At 49.4% G+C, this 1,337-nt stretch carries 2 protein-coding genes; both read right to left on the bottom strand.

The features are described from left to right. Nucleotides 1–167: 167 nt before the first annotated feature. Nucleotides 168–491, bottom strand: a complete 324-nt coding sequence (locus STRDD11_RS10625; RefSeq protein WP_128837262.1) for a hypothetical protein — start codon at nucleotides 489–491, stop codon at nucleotides 168–170. A 150-nt stretch (nucleotides 492–641) separates the two neighbouring features. Continuing rightward, nucleotides 642–1,046: a PaaI family thioesterase gene (locus tag STRDD11_RS10630; protein ID WP_128837339.1), complete on the bottom strand. Its 405-nt coding sequence runs from the start codon at nucleotides 1,044–1,046 to the stop codon at nucleotides 642–644. Nucleotides 1,047–1,337 lie beyond the last annotated feature (291 nt).

Raw genomic sequence — 1,337 nt, forward strand, 5'->3', positions numbered from 1 at the left:
AGGCCAAGTCGTAAATATCCTGAGAATCCCGGCAGCTGCCGTCAATAACGACACCAGCAACCCTTGACCTTGCAGCAAAAGATAAGCAAAAAAGACATCGCAGGAATGTCTTTTTCAGCTTTAACTATATAGATTTTGTCCTGATCTTCCCAAGTGCTTGGAAAGTATCAGCATTCTGCCTGATTGAGGTCTTGCAGGCGGGCAGCCAAAATCGGAAGGGCCGCAAGCCAGTAATCTGCGCACAGCATGCCGGAAGACATCCCGCCATGGTGAAAAGCGTCAACAAAATCCATCGCCCCTGACCTAAGCTCTCTGCCGGTCAGCTCCCTGTAAATCTCAAGAGTTTCCTGCCGGAAGTCTTCTACAGGGTAGGGAACAGCCGTATGTGCATAATAGTCTGCCAGATAACGCCACAGATAGGGGTCGCCCCGCAGGCAGCCGACAGACAAATTCGGCATCCCCTCTTTAAAAACAGCTGAAACGTAAGCCATGCTGCTCCTTTCTGTCATCTTAGAATGATTTAGCCTAACTGGTCACCGGTCTTTATACTCAAGGAAAATCGAAATCAGCCGAGGCAGTCAATCAAGGCCACGGGACAGCCTCCTTTAACTTGCCTTGAGCATGTTAGTCGCTCCGCCAGCTTATATCCGCACCCGAGCCTCTTCCTTGCGCTCACCTGTGACAAACATGGTAAAGGTCGCCTTGCAGACATTAGCCCCCTCTTGATTGGCAATCACTACATCTACGACCCGAGTCGTCCGCCCGGCATGAACACAGTGTCCGCGGATGGTCAGCACATCTCCCAGACGCCCTGCCTTGAGATAGTTGATAGAAGACTGCAGAGTGACACCGTCCACACCTTGGGAAATCAGCACCAAGCCGCTGATCTGGTCGCAAAGAGTAAAGAGATAGCCGCCGTGGGCATTGCCGTAGTAATTGAGCGACGAGTCCACAACCTTGGTCGTCACGACGACCCGTCCGCCCTTCATTTCTTCTATTTCATAATTTTCAAAAGCCGCAATGGCATCAAAATGAAAATCTTTCATCATGCACCTTCCTTTTTTCTTTGCTTACATGATACTACTTTTTCAGGACAGACACAAGAAAACCCTGCTAGGCAGGGAAAGCTTTTATATTTAGACTTTTAGTAGTGAGGCTGGGACAGCCTATCGCTTTACATACAGGACGATAGGGCAGCGAGCCGCTCAAAGGCTCCAGTGGAGGTTTAGAGGCGGTGAGAAAAGGCGGTGGGACAGACTCCCATGATGGCTGCGCCCTCACCCACAAAGGGATGAATCTTTTGGAAGATACTGTATAAAATTTTTAAAAATTTAGTT

It is taken from the genome of Streptococcus sp. DD11, assembly GCF_001578865.1.
In the GTDB taxonomy this organism is placed as follows: Bacteria; Bacillota; Bacilli; order Lactobacillales; family Streptococcaceae; genus Streptococcus; species Streptococcus panodentis.

Coding starts and splice junctions, on each gene's coding strand:
- STRDD11_RS10625 (WP_128837262.1), bottom strand. CDS start 491: ATGGCTTACGTTTCAGCTGTTTTTAAAGAGGGGATGCCGAATTTGTCT.
- STRDD11_RS10630 (WP_128837339.1), bottom strand. CDS start 1,046: ATGAAAGATTTTCATTTTGATGCCATTGCGGCTTTTGAAAATTATGAA.